Below are 13,102 nucleotides of genomic sequence, written 5' to 3' on the forward strand. Positions count from 1 at the left end.
ATGAAACCAGGGATGAACCACAAACACAAAACAATCAAACAGCCGCCCGCAACAACCGCTGCTGATAAGCCTGCAAATGCGCAAACGCCACCCGCAGTAGCGAAACATCCGTCCCCAACGCCCGCCCACGGCGCAGCATGTCCCCCACGATGTGATCCGCCTCCACCCGCGCGCCATTCTCCAGATCCCGCAGCATCGATGCCGTCAGCGGTGACCCAGCCTGCGTCAGCACGTTCAGCGCACGTTCGCGCGCCGCCTGCCGATTCGGATACCCCGACGCCGCAGCCACACGCTCGCACGCGGTGAACATCGCCTCGTTCAGCGCCGCGCCTTCATCCGTGGCGACGATTTCGCCCACCGTCGCCCGCATCAGGCAAGTCATCGCGGCCAGAGAAGTGAGGAACGTGAATTTCTCCCACATGTCCTGCATGACGTTCTCGGCCAGCACGGAATCAAAGTTGGCCGTGGCAAACACGTCTCGAATCGCCTCAGTGCGCTCGCGCGGCGCATGCGGTGTGCGCTCGCCAAAGGTGATCGAGTGCACGGCGGGGCCCTGGCCGTTGCTCAGATGCAGCACGGCACCATCCGGCGCACTCGTCGCACTGATGTGGCACAGCCCACCCAGCACGCGCGATTCACCAAACGCCGCATCCAGCCGTTCCAGATGCGCCAGCCCATTGAGCACCGGCAGCACCACCGTGCGCTCGCCCACCACGGGGCGGATCGCGGTGATGGCGTCTTCCAGGTCGTATGCCTTGCAGCTCAGTAGAACCAGGTCGGCGCGGCCCCAAGCCGTGGCTTGGTCCGCGGTGATGGTCTGCACGGGCAATTGCGCATCGCCGTGCGGGCTGCGAATCACGAGACCGTGTTGGCGCAACCGCGCCGCGCGCGCGGGCCGCACGAGAAACGTCACGTCCGCGCCGGCCTGGGCGAGCCGCCCGCCAAAATAACCGCCGGTGCCACCGGCGCCAAGCACCAGAATCCGCATTGCTGTCGTCATGGGGTTCGTTTCCATCGAGCAGAAGATAGGCAAACGATTCTAGGCTTGTTCGCGTGACCCTGCAGACGGCGCCCCGTGCGCGCTAAAATGCTGATTTTCCTCACAATTTGACGCCTGTTCGGCCATTATTCAGCGCTGGCGGGGTCGAGATGCCATGACGTTTTCCAATAATTTCCACCGCCTCGAAACCCGACTGCAGTCGCAGGTTGGCCGCGCCATTGGCGACTTCAACATGATTGAAGACGGCGACACCATCCTCGTGTGCCTGTCCGGCGGCAAGGATTCGTACACGATGCTGTCGGTGCTGATGGCCCTGCAGAAGCGCGCGCCGGTCGACTTCAAGCTGATTGCGATGAACCTCGACCAGAAGCAGCCCGGCTTTCCGGAAGAGGTCCTGCCCAACTACCTGAAGAAGGTGGGCGTGGAGTACGTGATCGTCGAGGCGGATACGTATTCGATCGTCAAGGAGAAGGTGCCCGAGGGCAAGACCACGTGCTCGCTGTGTTCGCGCCTGCGTCGCGGTGTGATCTATCGCACGGCCAAGGAGCTGGGTGCCAACAAGATCGCGCTGGGTCACCACCGCGACGACATCGTCAACACGTTCTTCCTCAACATGTTCTTCGGCGGCAAGATGAAGTCGATGCCGCCCAAGCTGGCCACCGACAACGGCGACCACATCGTCATCCGGCCGCTCGCCTATTGCGCGGAAAAGGACATCGCCTCCTACGCCCGCGCGATGGAATTCCCGATCATCCCGTGCAACCTGTGCGGCTCGCAGGAAAACCTGCAGCGCAAGAAGGTCAAGGAGATGCTGCTGGAGTGGGAGCGCCAGACGCCGGGCCGTATCGACAACATCTTCGCTTCGCTGCAAAACGTGGTGCCGTCGCACCTGGCCGATACCGATCTGTTCGACTTCAACGGCCTGACCACAGGCCTGGCGAAGATCGGCGAAGACGCGCTGTTCGGCCAGACCGCCTACGACCAGGCCCCGCTTGTGTTTGCCGGCTCGCACGATGACCGGATCGAGTTCGTGCGGTTTGAGCGCAAGCCCGGCGACAAGTCCGCCGAGCAGGCCGTGCCCGGAGAGGCGGCGGCAAACTGAGCGCAACTCCCTCCATGCGAGGTGGCGTATGGCGCACTCATGCGCGCAGCGCGCCATGCCGCACGTCCACCATCCGTCCGACCGGCCGGCGGTCTACCCGTCTCGGTCATGGCGCGATTGCAACAATTCCACCGTTTGACCGGTTCAGGGGGAGGGCGGGCCCCATGCTAGAATTTTTCCATCTGTGTCTTATACGCCGCAAAAGCGCCCCGCAGAAGGGTTTGCAGGCGGTCCGGCCATCCTGAGGGGAGGTGGCGGGCGGTGGGTTACAGGCAGCCATTCCCGGTGCCGGCAACCCGTCGCAGGCTATCGCTTCGAGTCACTCTAGGAACCTCCTTGTGAATATCGTCATCCTGGCTGCAGGCATGGGCAAACGCATGCGCTCCGCCCTGCCGAAAGTGCTGCACCCCCTGGCCGGCAAACCGCTGCTGGCGCACGTCATTGAAACCGCCCGCACCATGTCGCCGACGCGGCTAGTGGTCGTGGTGGGCCACGGTGGCGACCGGGTGCGCGAGATGGTCGGCGCGACCGACATCGCCTTCGCCACGCAAGACAAGCAGCTCGGCACGGGCCACGCCGTCATGCAGGCCGTGGACCAGCTCGACGAGAGCGTGCCCACCCTCGTGCTCTACGGCGATGTGCCGCTCACCCGCGCCGAAACGCTGAGCGCGCTGGTAAGCGCGGCCGGCAACGACCACCTAGGCGTGCTGACCGTGCACCTGGGCGACCCGACTGGCTACGGCCGCATCGTGCGCGACGCCGCAGGCCGCATCACGCGCATCGTCGAGCAGAAAGACGCCAACGAAACGCAACTCGCCATCCATGAGGTGAACACCGGCATCCTGGTGTGCCCGACGGCCAAGCTCAAGAACTGGCTGGCGACGCTGTCGAATGACAACGCGCAGGGCGAGTATTACCTGACCGACGTGATCGAGCGTGCTGCCAGCGAAGGCGTGCCCATTACGTCCGCGCATCCGCTGGCCGAGTGGGAAACGCTGGGCGTGAACAGCAAGGTGCAACTGGCGGAGCTGGAGCGCATTCACCAGCGCAACATCGCGCAGCAACTGCTGGAAGACGGCGTGACGCTCGTCGACCCGGCGCGCATCGACGTGCGCGGCAAGCTCACCTGCGGCCGCGACGTCGTGATCGACGTCAACTGCATCTTCGAGGGCGACGTCACGCTGGCTGACGGCGTGCGCATCGGCGCCCATACGGTGATCCGCGATGCGGTGATCGAGGCCGGTGCCGAAATTTTGCCGTTCTGCCATATCGAGCGCGCCAAGGTTGGCGCCGACTCGCGCATCGGCCCGTACGCGCGTCTGCGCCCGGGCACCGAGTTGGCCCAAGACGTGCACATCGGCAACTTTGTCGAGGTCAAGAACAGCCAGATCGCGGCACACAGCAAGGCCAACCACCTGGCCTACGTGGGCGACGCCACGGTCGGCTCGCGCGTCAACATCGGCGCGGGCACCATCACGTGCAACTACGACGGCGCGAACAAATTCCGCACCGTCATCGAAGACGACGCCTTCATCGGTTCCGACACGCAGCTCGTGGCGCCGGTGCGCGTTGGCAAGGGCGCGACGCTGGGTGCCGGCACCACGCTGACCAAGGATGCGCCCGAGGGCAAGCTGACGGTCTCGCGGGCGCGGCAGGTCACCATCGACAGCTGGCAGCGCCCGGTCAAGCAGAAGAAGGAAGGCTGACAGGGTTTCTCCTGCGCCGAACAGCGGATGCCGCTTCGGCGCACGAGCATCGATACTGAATTACCGAGTGCGGCGCACATAGACAGTGCTGCCGCACCCCAAACTGGAGAAATCAACATGTGCGGTATCGTTGGCGCGGTTTCCACGCGCAATATCGTTCCCGTCCTGATCGAAGGTCTGCGCCGCCTGGAATACCGCGGCTATGACTCGTGCGGCGTCGCCATTCAGCGCGATGGCCAGCTCGAGCGCGCGCGCACCGTGTCGCGCGTGGCCGATCTCGATGCCCAGGCACAGACGAGCCACCTGGACGGCGCCATCGGCATCGCCCACACGCGCTGGGCCACGCATGGCCGGCCGGATACCGTCAACGCGCACCCGCACTTCTCGGGCGACACCATCGCCCTGGTGCACAACGGCATCATCGAGAACTACGAAGCGCTGCGCGAAGAACTCAAGGCCGTCGGCTACGGCTTCGAATCGCAGACGGATACCGAAGTTGTCGCGCACCTGATCCACCAGGCCTACACGTACCCGAGCAGCAAGACGCGCGGCGACCTGTTCGCCTCGGTGCGTGCGTCGGTCAAGCGCCTGCACGGCGCTTATGCGATTGCCGTGTTTGCACGCGACAACCCCGACGTGGTGGTGGGTGCGCGCGCCGGCTCCCCGCTGGTGGTGGCGATTGGCGAGAACGAATCGTTCCTCGCATCCGACGCGCTGGCCGTGGCCGGTACCGCCAGCCGCATGGCCTACCTGGAAGAAGGCGACGTGGTGGAACTCACCCGCGAAGGCTTCACCGTGGCCGATGCAAACGACAAGATCGTCGAGCGCGAAGTGAAGGAAGTCGGCACCTACGCCGCCGCCGTGGAACTCGGCCCCTTCCGCCACTTCATGCAGAAGGAAATCTTCGAGCAGCCGCGCGCCCTGGGCGACACGCTCGAAGGCGTGCAAGGCTTTGCGCCGGACCTGTTCGGCCCCGAAGCAGCCCAGGTGCTGCCCAAGGTCGACAGCGTGCTGATCCTGGCGTGCGGCACGAGCTTCTACTCGGGCTGCACGGCCAAGTACTGGCTTGAATCGATCGCCAAGATCCCGACGCAGGTGGAAGTCGCCAGCGAATACCGCTACCGCGAAACGGTGCCCAACCCGAACGCGCTGGTCGTCGTGATCTCGCAATCGGGCGAAACCGCCGACACGCTGGCCGCACTGCGCCACGCACGCGAACTCGGCCACACGCATACGCTCGCCATCTGCAACGTGGCGACCAGCGCCATGGTGCGCGAGACGCAGCTCAAGTTCCTCACGCGCGCCGGCACCGAGATCGGCGTGGCGTCCACCAAGGCATTCACCACGCAGCTGGCCGCGCTTTACATGCTGGCGCTCACGTTCGCCAAGCTGCGCGGCCATCTGAACGCCGAACAGGAAGAAGATGCGCTGCGCCATCTGCGCCACCTGCCGTCGGCGCTGAACGCGGTGCTGGCCCTGGAGCCGCAGATCATCGCGTGGTCGGACGAGTTTGCCCGTCGCGAAAACGCGCTGTTCCTCGGTCGCGGTCTGCATTACCCGATCGCCCTGGAAGGCGCGCTCAAGCTCAAGGAAATCTCGTACATCCACGCCGAGGCCTACCCGGCCGGCGAACTCAAGCACGGCCCGCTGGCCCTGGTGACCGAGCAGATGCCGGTCGTGACCGTGGCCCCGAACGACGCGCTGCTGGAGAAGCTCAAGTCGAACATCCAGGAAGTGCGTGCGCGTGGCGGCAAGCTGTACGTGTTTGCCGACGCCGATACGCATATCCAGTCGAGCGACGGCATCCAGGTGATCCGCATGCCGGAGCACTACGGGCAGCTCTCGCCGATCCTGCACGTGGTGCCGCTGCAGTTGCTGGCGTATCACACGGCGCTGGCGCGCGGCACGGACGTGGACAAGCCACGTAACTTGGCGAAATCGGTGACTGTCGAATAAGTTTCGGCGGGCGCAGAAACAGAAAAGGCCGTCCTTCGGGACGGCCTTTTTTTCGTGGTGTGCGCTTCGCCAGGACGAGCGGTCCACGGCGCTGAGCGAGATCACCTCGAAGCTGTTTCGTATGGATGAACTACGCAGGCGGCTCGTGGGGATGGTCTCCGCGCTCGACGTTCGCTACGACTTCGGTGAAGGACATCCGCTGCTCGGCCGCCGCATCCCCGATCTCGACCTGGACCCCGCCCTGGGCCAATCGCGTGCAACGGGGTCGACGCCCGCTATGCGGGAGCCTGGGCGCTGCCGGTGGTTGGCACGGTGCCCGCGCCATCCGCAGTACTGGTCCGCCTCGGCGGCCACGTGGCGTGGGTTGGTGACGGAACGACCGAGGGGCTGCAGGCGGCGTTGCAGCGGTGGTTCGGCTCGGCGACGGCCTGAGCGCCGCCCGCCGGCAGATGCAGCCGGGTGGAGGGCGGCGTCTATCCAGGTGTTTGAAGCGGACGGAGGGACCGCGGTGGCCGGTATGCTGCACGGCATCGGAATCACTGTCCCTCTGGAGTCCAGGCATGTTCAACGTCCTCAGCAAGATCGTCCTCCTCGCTGTGTATGGCCTCGCGTTGCTCAGCTATGCCACGCCACTGCCGCTGTCGACCGATGCCATCGGCTGGCTGCGCATCGTGGCGCTGGTGCTGCTGGCTGCGCACCTGCTGGAAGTGGTGCTGTGCTTTCGCAAAGTGGCGCTGCACAAGGGGCCGCTGTTCGACAGCGTGCTGCTGACGTTGCTGTTCGGTTTTCTGCACTGGAAGCACCTCGCGGACGCCGCGCGGCAAGCCCGCTGATCGCCGCAGACCGGCCCGACTAGCCGCAACGGCGGGGCAGACCTACTCTAGTTCCAGTCGTCCCTGGATTGACCAGTTGGGACTTCTTGCTGCAACGCGGCATCGATCATGGACAGAGTGGAACGAACGGCGTTTGTCTTTGCCGGTGGCGGCAGCCTTGGCGCTATCGAGGCCGGCATGCTGCGCGAGCTGGTGGCCTCGGGCGTGGTGCCCGACATGGTGGTGGGCGCCTCAGCCGGCGCCATCAACGCTGCCTTTTTTGCGTGCAATCCGCACGCGGCCGGCACCGCGCAGCTCGAGGCGCTGTGGCGCGGTGTGCGGCGCGCCGACGTGATGCCGTGGTCCTGGCGGGCAATGTTCAGCATGCTGGGCATCCTGGGCGGCCGACGCGAGCACCTCGTCGATGCATCCGGCCTGCAGCGCCTGCTGACGCGGCATTTCGCGCAGACCCTGCTGGAGGCGGCCACGCTGCCGCTGCACGTTGTGGCCACCGACATGCGCACCGGCGCCGAGGTGGTGCTGTCGTCTGGCGCCATCGTGCCGGCCGTGCTGGCCAGCGCTGCCATTCCCGGCGTGTTTCCGCCGGTGCGCATTGGTGATCGCCTGTTGATCGACGGCGGCGTTGCCAACAACACGCCGATCTCTGCGGCCATCCGGCTGGGCGCCACACGCGTCGTCGTGTTGCCGGCCGGGTTTGCGTGTGCCGACCGTCGTGCCCCGCGCAGCGCCATCGAGCACGCGCTGAACGCCTTGTCGCTGCTGGTCGCGCGCCAGCTTGTGCAAGACCTGGAGCGCTGGGCCGGGCAGGTGCCCATTACCGTCGTGCCGCCGTTGTGCCCGCTGGACGTGTCGCCCTACGACTACGCCCGCTGTGGCGAATTGATCGACCGCGCTGCTGCCGCCACGGCGGCATGGCTCGCAGCCGATGGTCTGGGGGCCACCAGCATCCCGGGCGCGCTGCGTGAGCACGACCACAACGAAGATCACCCGAACTGCAACGCAGACCTCCACGGCGTGCACGCGGCTTGATGCGGCAGGGTGCGATTTTCTGTCCGGCGTTGAAACTGAATCTGCGCCGCGCGTCTGTTTCCTCCAGCATTGCGCGCCCATGATGCGGCTATCCAATTCACTGGAATGTCCGCCATGAAAGCCGTTGCCTACTACCAAAGCCTGCCCATCGACCGCCCCGAGGCGCTCGTCGACCTGACCCTGCCCGAACCCACGCCAGGCCCCCGCGATGTGCTTGTGGAAGTGCGCGCCATCTCCGTCAACCCGGTCGATGTGAAAGTGCGCCTCGGCATGCCGCCGGTGGATGGTCAGCCCCGCGTGCTGGGCTGGGATGCTGCGGGCGTGGTGCGCGCCGTCGGCGCCGAGGTGTCGCTCTTCAAGCCGGGCGATGCGGTCTGGTATGCCGGTGCCCTGCAGCGCCCGGGCACCAACAGCGAGCTGCATGTCGTAGACGAACGCGTGGTCGGCGCGATGCCCGCCACGCTCGGGTTTGCGCAGGCAGCTGCGCTGCCGCTCACCGCCATCACCGCCTGGGAATTGCTCTTCGACCGGCTGCAGGTGCCGGAATCTGCAGCGCCCAGCGGGAAGACGGTGTTGATTGTCGGCGCGGCGGGCGGTGTTGGGTCGGTGCTCGTGCAGCTCGCGCGCCGGTTGACGGGCCTGACCGTGATCGGCACCGCCTCGCGCCCGGAGACGGCCGCCTGGGTGCGCGAGCTGGGCGCCCACCATGTGATCAACCACGCGCAGCCGCTGGCCGCGGAACTGCATCGCATTGGTGTGCCGGCGGTGGATTACGTCGCCAGCCTGAACCAGACCGAACACCACTTCGAGCAGATCGTCGAGGCGCTCAAGCCGCAAGGTCGCCTTGCGTTGATCGACGACCCGGCGCAGCTCGACGTGCGCAAGCTCAAGGCGAAGAGCCTGTCGCTGCACTGGGAGTTCATGTACACGCGCTCCATGTTCGGCACGGACGACCAGATCGAGCAGCACCGCCTGCTCAATCGCGTGGCCGCGCTCATTGACGAGGGCATGTTGCGCTCCACCATGAACGAGCACTTCGGCACCATCAATGCCGCCAACCTCAAGCGCGCACACGCCTTTATTGAAAGCAATCAGGCGCGCGGCAAGATCGTGCTGGAAGGGTTTTGATTCAGGCGTCGGCCAGATAACCGGCGATGCGCTCTTGCAGGAAGTCGCGCAGCCGCATCAGCGTGGGCGACAGCGCGAGGCGGTGCGTGCAGATCAAATGCAGCGGCGCCGCCTCGCCGCGCCAGTCGGTCAGCGCGGCTTGCAGCCGGCCGGCGCGCAGATCGGCCAGTACATCCAGCCGCGACTTGTAAGCGATGCCATGCCCCGCAACGGCCCAGCGGCGCACGAGTTCGCCGTCGTCAGCAATGCGGTTGCCGGTGACGCGCACAACGTGCGCCTGACCGTCGTCGCTCGCGCCGTGAAAGGTCCACTGGTCGTGCGTGGTGTCGGACAGGGCCAGCATCAGGCAATTGTGCTGACGCAGATCGTCGGGGGTCTTCGGCACCCCGTGCCGCGCAAAGTAGGCCGGCGCCGCGCACAGCACGCGGCGGTTGTCCGGCGCCAGCGGCAGCGCCACGAGGGACGAATCCTCCGGCTCGCCATAGCGCACCGCGGCATCGACGCGCTGGCGGAACATGTCGACCAGCCGGTCGCCGATGCGCACCTGAAGCGCCACCGCTGGGTGCTCGGCGAGGAAGTCGTCTAGCCAACCAATGAGCACGTTGCGCCCGAGGTCTGACGGGATCGACAGCGACACATCGCCGCCGATGGCTTGGCGTCCAAGGGCGAGCGCATCCTGCCCGGCCTGCAGATCGGCCAGCGCACGGCGTGCGTGTTGCAGATAGCGCTCGCCTTCGTGCGTGAGCGCCAGGCTGCGCGTGGAGCGCGCCAGCAGCCGCACGCCGAGTTCCGCCTCCAACCGCTTGACGGCTGCACTTGCTGCCGCGGGTGCAATGTTCAACACGCGTGCGGCCGCCGACAGGCTGCCGTTATCCACGGCCAGCACGAGGATGGTGAGGTCGTCGAAGCGGATCATCGTGCGTGGTGTGGAGTGGAGTGGAAAAACCGGGGATGGACGGCATCTTACCGAGCACATCGGCTTTCCGCACCTTGCCCCTTCGACTCGCATCCCACATGTCTTGTCGACATGCGCTCACGCTTCGACGCGCCACCGCGTGAGCGGGGGCGTTACGTCCATACGCCTATTCCCTATGCACCGGAAACAGCGCCGACAGCACCTGCCGTGCCGTCCCGCGCAGCACACCGCTCGCATCCGGGTCGCCATACGCCAGTGCCGTCGCAAAGTTGCGTGCCTGCTGCAGCATGACGTGGGGCGGCAGCGGCGGCACATCGGGATCGGTCTTCACTTCCAGCACCACGGGCCGATCGGCGTTGAGCGCTTCGTCCCACGCGCCGGCCAGCTGGTCGGGGTTGTCCACGTAGATGCCCTTCAGCCCGATCAACTCGGCAAAGCGGTGATACGGCACGTTCGGGATATCTTGTGCCGCCGGGAATTTCGGATCGCCTTCCATCACGCGCTGCTCCCAGGTGACTTCGTTCAGATCCTGATTGTTGAGCACCATGCAGATCCACTTGGAAGACTTCCAGCGCTTCCAGTATTTCGACACGGTGATGAGTTCCGCCATGTTGTTCATCTGCATGGCGCCGTCGCCCACCAGTGCGATGACAGGGCGCTCGGGATGCGCAAACTTGGCGGCAATCGCATACGGCACCGCCGCCCCCATCGATGCCAGCCCGCCCGAGAGCGAGCCCATCATGCCGGGCTTGAACTTGAGATCGCGCGCATACCAGTTGGCGCAGGTGCCGGAGTCGCTCGTGACGATCACGTTGTCCGGCAGCTTCGGTGACAGCTCCCAGAAGACGTGCTGCGGGTTGACGGGATAGGCCGGTTGCAATGCGCGGTCTTCCAGCGTCTTCCACCAGCTTTCATTCCAGCGTGCAATGCGGTCGGGCCAATAGGGATCGGTCTTGCGCTGGAGCAGCGGCAGCAGTGCACGCAGCGTCTGCGCGCTGTCGCCCACGAGGTTGACCTCCATCGGATAGCGCAGCCCCAGCATGCCGGGGTCCAGGTCGATCTGCACACCGCGCGCCTGGCCTTCCTTGGGCAGGAACTCCGCGTACGGAAAGCCGGAGCCGACCATCAACAGCGTGTCGCAATGGTTCATCAGCTCCCAGCTCGGCTCGGTGCCGAGCAGGCCGATGGCGCCTGTCACATAAGGCAGGTCGTCGGGCAACACGGCCTTGCCGAGCAGCGCCTTGGCCACGCCCGCCCCCAGCGTTTCCGCCACGGCCGCCACTTCCGCGCTGGCTCCGAGTGCGCCCGCGCCCACGAGCATCGCCACCCGGCGGCCGCTGTTGAGGATGTCCGCTGCGCGTTCCAGGTCGGCGGCTTGCGGGATCACGCTCGGCGCGCTGTAGCCCACGCCCGAGTGCACCGTGCCATGCGCACGCGGCGGTTCGGTGTAGGGCATTTCCTGCAGATCGTTTGGCAGCACGAGCGCCGTCACCCGGCGTTGCCCGATGGCGATGCGTACCGCGCGATCCAGCAGGTGCCGCACTTGCGCCGGCATGCTGGCCTGGTGGACAAACGCGCCGGCCACGTCGCGGAACATCGCCGCCAGATCCACCTCCTGCTGGTAGTGCCCGCCGACTGCGGTGCGCGCCTGCTGCCCGGTAATCGCCAGCACCGGCATGTGGTCGAGCCGAGCGTCGTACAGCCCCGTGATGAGGTGCGCAGCACCCGGCCCGGACGTTGCCATGCACACGCCAAGCTCACCCGTGAACTTGGCGTGCGCAGATGCCATGAAGGCCGCCATCTCTTCATGCCGCACCTGCACGAACTCGATCTTGCCGCCGGCGCGCTGTAGGGCCCCGAACATGCCGTTGATGCCGTCGCCGGGGTAACCAAAGATGCGCCGCACGCCCCACTCGGACAGGCGGGCGACGAGGAAGTCGCTGACGGTGGCTTGCATGATGTCTGTCCGGTGTCAGGTGGTCGGGTCCGTCTCGGGTCCGTCAACTGGGTCAGCTCGCCGTCTCGGCCAGCAGCGCTTCCTTGCGCGCGGCCATAGTCTCCTGCAGCGGTGTCAGGTCGACATGCTGTCGGACCAGCTTGGGAAAGAGTTCAGTCTCTTCCTCTTCGACGTGGTGGGAGACGTACTCGGCCAGCACGGTGAACTTGGCCGCGAACAGATCGTCGCCCGCGTGCATGCCGTTCAACTGCTGGATCAGATCCTTTGCGGTGGCGTGCTCCACCACGGCTTCGTCGACGAGGTCCTTGAACGCTTCGCCGCCGTTGTCGCGTACGTACGGGTAGAACACCTCTTCTTCGAGCTGCGTGTGCACGGTCAACTTTTCACACGCGTCGCGCACGATTTGCTCGCGGGCCGCTTCGTCTTTCTCCTGCTGGAACGTCTTGAACAGTTTTTTCACCTCGCGGTGATCGTCCAGCAGCATCGACAGCACGGCGCGTTGCGCCACAGGGATTTCAGCTTTGTTCATGAGGCTCTCCGGTAGGGGTTTCTGGTTTGATGCGCCGTACCGTCGAGCAAGCGGCATGCCGCACGCGCGCCTTTGCGGGCGATGTGTCGCAGGCAAGCTTCGTGCTGACACAGGTGGTTACGTGCGAGACGCCGCGCAGATGCGTGGCCGCCGCACATCATCCTGAACGTCAACTGATTGATGGGAGGTAACTGCTATGCAAACCACGACAACCGGCACCGCGCTGGGCACCGGTACTGGCACCGGTGTAGGAACCACCGCCGGTGTACGCATGCGCATCATCGGGCGTGCCGACTCCGATTCGGCGGGTCCGGGCCCCGAACTGATGGCCGCGGATACGCTGGAGGGCGATCGCGTCGTCAACCTCAATGGAGAAGACCTCGGCAAGATCACCGACATCATGCTCGACGTCCAGCGCGGCCGGATCGCCTACGCGGTGATGTCGGTGGGCGGCTTCCTGGGTATCGGCGACAAGCTCTTTGCCGTGCCGTGGAGCGCCATGTCGCTCGACGTGGACCGCAAGTGCTTCGTGCTCGATGCCAACAAGGATCGCCTGGAAGCCGCTCCGGGTTTCGACAAGGACAGCTGGCCCACGATGGCCGATCCGACCTGGGCGCAGTCGGTGCACGAGTACTACGGCTCGCGTCCGTATTGGGAAGAATATTGAGCACGCTCGGGCACGCCGTTCGCTTGCATGTCGTCAACCACGCTTGAAACAGGAGGTCGCCATGGAGAAGGGCAAGAAAGAGAAGCATCCGCACGCACATAAGCGTGAAGAGCTGGTGGAAAAGGCTGTGGAAGACACCTTCCCGGCCAGTGATCCGCCCGCCACGGGCGGCATCACGCGCGTTGTCGACAAGGACAAAGACGCCGACGCACACCAGGACAAGCGCACCCACAACGGCAAGCACCGGTAGCAGTCCGCCGGCACTGCCGCGCCCGCATC

The 13,102-nt window shown here is 65.7% G+C and carries 13 protein-coding genes; 9 read left to right on the forward strand and 4 right to left on the reverse strand.

Features of this window, described 5'->3' with window-relative positions:
• Positions 1-34: 34 nt before the first annotated feature.
• The gene (gene panE / locus AAHM38_RS20360; RefSeq protein WP_165835813.1) at positions 35-988 is read right to left on the reverse strand and encodes a 2-dehydropantoate 2-reductase; all 954 of its coding nucleotides are present in this window, start codon (positions 986-988) and stop codon (positions 35-37) included.
• Between the two features lie 166 nt (positions 989-1,154).
• Here panE and ttcA point away from each other — a divergent pair, with 166 nt between their 5' ends.
• The 7 genes from ttcA (at position 1,155) to AAHM38_RS20395 (ending at position 8,754) form a co-directional block, all read left to right on the forward strand.
• Complete coding sequence (gene ttcA / locus AAHM38_RS20365) at positions 1,155-2,102, forward strand: tRNA 2-thiocytidine(32) synthetase TtcA (protein ID WP_012760902.1); 948 nt, start codon at positions 1,155-1,157, stop codon at positions 2,100-2,102.
• A 338-nt stretch (positions 2,103-2,440) separates the two neighbouring features.
• Positions 2,441-3,808, forward strand: coding sequence for a bifunctional UDP-N-acetylglucosamine diphosphorylase/glucosamine-1-phosphate N-acetyltransferase GlmU (glmU, locus tag AAHM38_RS20370; protein WP_116577068.1), 1,368 nt, complete (start codon positions 2,441-2,443; stop codon positions 3,806-3,808).
• 117 nt (positions 3,809-3,925) lie between these two features.
• Positions 3,926-5,764 carry a glutamine--fructose-6-phosphate transaminase (isomerizing) gene (gene glmS, locus AAHM38_RS20375; RefSeq protein ID WP_037027997.1) on the forward strand — a complete coding sequence of 613 codons (1,839 nt, stop codon included), beginning with the start codon at positions 3,926-3,928 and terminating at the stop codon, positions 5,762-5,764.
• Between the two features lie 312 nt (positions 5,765-6,076).
• Complete coding sequence (locus tag AAHM38_RS20380) at positions 6,077-6,196, forward strand: aromatic-ring hydroxylase C-terminal domain-containing protein (protein ID WP_342234314.1); 120 nt, start codon at positions 6,077-6,079, stop codon at positions 6,194-6,196.
• A 128-nt stretch (positions 6,197-6,324) separates the two neighbouring features.
• Positions 6,325-6,597: a hypothetical protein gene (locus AAHM38_RS20385; RefSeq protein WP_116577067.1), complete on the forward strand. Its 273-nt coding sequence runs from the start codon at positions 6,325-6,327 to the stop codon at positions 6,595-6,597.
• 108 nt (positions 6,598-6,705) lie between these two features.
• Positions 6,706-7,626, forward strand: a complete 921-nt coding sequence (locus AAHM38_RS20390; RefSeq protein WP_116577066.1) for a patatin-like phospholipase family protein — start codon at positions 6,706-6,708, stop codon at positions 7,624-7,626.
• Positions 7,627-7,740: 114 nt separating this feature from the next.
• Positions 7,741-8,754, forward strand: coding sequence for a zinc-binding alcohol dehydrogenase family protein (locus AAHM38_RS20395; protein ID WP_116577071.1), 1,014 nt, complete (start codon positions 7,741-7,743; stop codon positions 8,752-8,754).
• 1 nt (position 8,755) lies between these two features.
• Here AAHM38_RS20395 and AAHM38_RS20400 read toward each other — a convergent pair whose 3' ends face one another.
• From AAHM38_RS20400 to AAHM38_RS20410, 3 genes are all read right to left on the reverse strand, one after another.
• Complete coding sequence (locus tag AAHM38_RS20400; RefSeq protein ID WP_012760907.1) at positions 8,756-9,670, reverse strand: LysR family transcriptional regulator; 915 nt, start codon at positions 9,668-9,670, stop codon at positions 8,756-8,758.
• A 166-nt stretch (positions 9,671-9,836) separates the two neighbouring features.
• A complete protein-coding gene (locus AAHM38_RS20405; protein WP_116577065.1) occupies positions 9,837-11,627 on the reverse strand; it encodes a thiamine pyrophosphate-requiring protein in 1,791 nt (596 codons plus the stop codon).
• A gap of 52 nt (positions 11,628-11,679) precedes the next feature.
• Positions 11,680-12,156, reverse strand: coding sequence for a hemerythrin domain-containing protein (locus AAHM38_RS20410; RefSeq protein WP_037028006.1), 477 nt, complete (start codon positions 12,154-12,156; stop codon positions 11,680-11,682).
• A gap of 196 nt (positions 12,157-12,352) precedes the next feature.
• On the opposite strand from AAHM38_RS20410, the gene AAHM38_RS20415 reads away from it, so the two are divergent.
• The gene (locus AAHM38_RS20415) at positions 12,353-12,823 is read left to right on the forward strand and encodes a PRC-barrel domain-containing protein (protein WP_004633581.1); all 471 of its coding nucleotides are present in this window, start codon (positions 12,353-12,355) and stop codon (positions 12,821-12,823) included.
• A gap of 61 nt (positions 12,824-12,884) precedes the next feature.
• A complete protein-coding gene (locus tag AAHM38_RS20420; protein WP_116577064.1) occupies positions 12,885-13,073 on the forward strand; it encodes a hypothetical protein in 189 nt (62 codons plus the stop codon).
• Positions 13,074-13,102: the final 29 nt, after the last annotated feature.

Source organism: Ralstonia sp. OTU4908, from assembly GCF_038440115.1.
In the GTDB taxonomy this organism is placed as follows: Bacteria; Pseudomonadota; Gammaproteobacteria; order Burkholderiales; family Burkholderiaceae; genus Ralstonia; species Ralstonia pickettii.